At 54.1% G+C, this 2,556-nt stretch carries 4 protein-coding genes; all 4 read right to left on the bottom strand.

All coding sequences use genetic code 11. The features are described 5' to 3' along the window. Positions 1-380, bottom strand: a 380-nt coding sequence (locus tag Q0711_RS06365) for a pentapeptide repeat-containing protein (RefSeq protein WP_299041991.1), incomplete at its 3' end; no start/stop codon positions are given. A gap of 84 nt (positions 381-464) precedes the next feature. Continuing rightward, the gene (locus Q0711_RS06360; RefSeq protein WP_299041988.1) at positions 465-953 is read right to left on the bottom strand and encodes an EVE domain-containing protein; all 489 of its coding nucleotides are present in this window, start codon (positions 951-953) and stop codon (positions 465-467) included. Between the two features lie 6 nt (positions 954-959). Beyond that, a complete protein-coding gene (gene hisH / locus Q0711_RS06355) occupies positions 960-1,628 on the bottom strand; it encodes an imidazole glycerol phosphate synthase subunit HisH (RefSeq protein ID WP_366519095.1) in 669 nt (222 codons plus the stop codon). A gap of 67 nt (positions 1,629-1,695) precedes the next feature. Next, positions 1,696-2,304: a cation transporter gene (locus Q0711_RS06350; protein ID WP_299041985.1), complete on the bottom strand. Its 609-nt coding sequence runs from the start codon at positions 2,302-2,304 to the stop codon at positions 1,696-1,698. Between the last annotated feature and the right edge of the window lie 252 nt (positions 2,305-2,556).

Below are 2,556 nucleotides of genomic sequence, written 5' to 3'. Positions count from 1 at the left end.
AAATTCGCTCCACTTAAATTCGCCCCACTCAGATCGGATTCCTGCATCAGCGCTCCGGCCAGGTTTGTCCCCCGCAAATCGGCTTTGCTGAAGTTGCTGGCGTAGAGATTGGCCTTGCTCAAGTTGGCTCCACTCAGGTTGGCAAAGCTGAAATAGGCAGCCAGAAGGTCGGCCCCACTTAAATCGGCATCCTTTAGGTTGGACTTGCTACAGTTGGCCCCACACAGACGAGCTTGGCTCAGGTCGATACCGATTAGATGGGCTTCCATGAGGTTGGCGCCTGAGAGATTAACACTGCGAAAATAGCGCTCCCCGGCTGCGTAACGAGCAAGCAGCTCAGCTACCTCCAACGATTCCTCAAAGTTAGCCATTGGTGCCATGGTTGACCGCTTTGCTCAGTCGTTGAACGAAAGCCACAGTGGATTTGGATTTCACAGGCCTGAGAAGACTTGAAGCCTTACCCGTTATCGTTTCTTTATATCACCATAGAGGCCGGCGGAAGCTGTTGTTAGTGCCAACACCCGCTCTGCTACCTCTTGAGAAACTGGCACTACAGACAGTCGTGTGCCCCTTCGCACCACTTCTAGCTCCTCAGAGCTAAAAATCTCTCGTAACTCCGCCAAAGAAAGAAAGCGTTCCAGAACTGCTACAAACTCCACCCGCACCGTATACCAACGGGGATCCCCGGGTCTGGATTTGGGATCGTAGTAGGGGCTAGTAGCATCAAACTGGCTGGGATCCACCACCTGAGTTTCCACAATCTGCATCAAACCAGCAATTCCAGGTGGATCGGCATTGGAATGGTAGAAAAAGGCACGATCCCCCGGCTGCATTGCTTTGAGGTAGTTACGAGCTTGATAGTTCCGCACACCATCCCACAGGGTTTGTCCCTCCCGTTGTAGATCCCAAATGCTATAGACACTAGGCTCGGACTTCATCAGCCAGTAGTTCATAGGAAATCAGGCCCTTTGAACAGAGGTAAGGCCAGTCAGGGGATCCCGTTGGGCAACAAAGGTGACAAAGTTTTGCAGCATCTTCAAGCCATAGGAGCCAGATTTTTCTGGATGAAACTGGGTGGCCCATAGGCTTCCGCGGGCAATGGCAGCCACAACGATCTGGGTGCCATGTTGAACAGTTGCCGCTACCCAGCTCGGATCCTCAGGCACAACGTGATAGGAGTGGACAAAGTAGACCCAGGTATTCTCAGGGATCCCTGCCCACAGCGGAGAGTTAGGTTGGGTGAGGTGTAGCTGGTTCCAGCCCATGTGGGGGATGCGTAAGCCAGGTTCTGGCTGGAAGCGCTTAACGTGGCCAGGAACAATTCCTAAACCGGCTGCCCGACCTTCTTCACTGTCTTCAAACAATACTTGCAAACCGATGCAAATGCCCAGAAAAGGCTGCTGCCGCCGCACCACTTCCCGAATCGGCTCCACAAAGCCCCGCTCTTGCAGCTGTTGCATGGCAGGGTCAAAGGCTCCATCTCCAGGCAAAACCACAGCATCAAAATTCTCCAGCCCAACTGGATGATCGATCAGATGCACTTCTGCCCCGGCATGTTCTAGCCCTTTGCAGGCAGAATGCAGATTCCCAGCATCGTAGTCAATTACCGCCAGCCGCACCACTTTCATGTTTCCAATTTTTTCCAGCTTATAGGGATCCCCAGAGAGTGGGGAGCTGACCGATCGCACATTAGTATCACTTCTCAGTACGGACCTCACGTCGCGCCGCAATCCAGACCTGTCGCGCCGCATCGGCATTCATTGCCAGGATTCCCAATCCCACGATGAGGTCAGGCCATCCCGAAAGAATGACAGCGGTCAGAAGCCCTGCCACGACAATGGCGATGTTCGCCAGCGCATCATTTCGTGCCGAAAGAAAAGCGGCCTTTGCCAGACTCCCGCGATGCTTCCGATAACGGGTAAGCACCAGCGCACAGGTCAGGTTGATGACCAGGGCGCCCGCCCCTGCTACAGCCAGCCACGTTGGGTCAGGCGGAGTGGGATGCAGAAATTTCTCCCATGCCGTCTGAATTGTCGCCAGGCCAGGGATCAAGAGAAGGGCGGCAAGGATCATCCCCAGCCGTCCGCGCCAGACAGTTGACCAACTCAGACCGACAAGAATAAGCAGGTTGAGCACCGTATCTTCGAGGAAGTCGATACTGTCAGCAAACAGCGCCACTGATCCAATTGCGAGTGCTACGGCGAATTCGATCCCAAAATAGGCGAGGTTTGCCAGGGTCACGAAGAGCACAGCGCTACGCAACGCTGTATCCGACGTTTGAAGGGATGTAGGTTCAACGCTCATGATGAAATCCTATGAAGTTGCCAGTGCAGCGCTGATGTCCTGGCTCGGGATAAGTTTCCAATTTATAGGGATCCCCACAGAGTGGGGACATAACACGGTGGCTGATTCCGCCCAACCAAGAGGGGGTTTCCAACTTATAGGGATCCCCACAGAGTGAGGACAGCGTCCATTAAAACCCAGTCAGGGCAAGGGATGCAAGAGCCATTTGCGAGGGGGTCGGCCAACTTGGCAAAAATGGGAGCTTGAGGAGGG

Origin of the sequence: uncultured Thermosynechococcus sp., from assembly GCF_937958135.1 — a bacterium.
Taxonomy (GTDB): Bacteria; Cyanobacteriota; Cyanobacteriia; order Thermosynechococcales; family Thermosynechococcaceae; genus Thermosynechococcus.
This window is presented reverse-complemented; position numbering and strand designations above follow the sequence as displayed.

Coding starts and splice junctions, on each gene's coding strand:
- Q0711_RS06350 (WP_299041985.1), bottom strand. CDS start 2,304: ATGAGCGTTGAACCTACATCCCTTCAAACGTCGGATACAGCGTTGCGT.
- Q0711_RS06360 (WP_299041988.1), bottom strand. CDS start 953: ATGAACTACTGGCTGATGAAGTCCGAGCCTAGTGTCTATAGCATTTGG.
- hisH (WP_366519095.1), bottom strand. CDS start 1,628: ATGAAAGTGGTGCGGCTGGCGGTAATTGACTACGATGCTGGGAATCTG.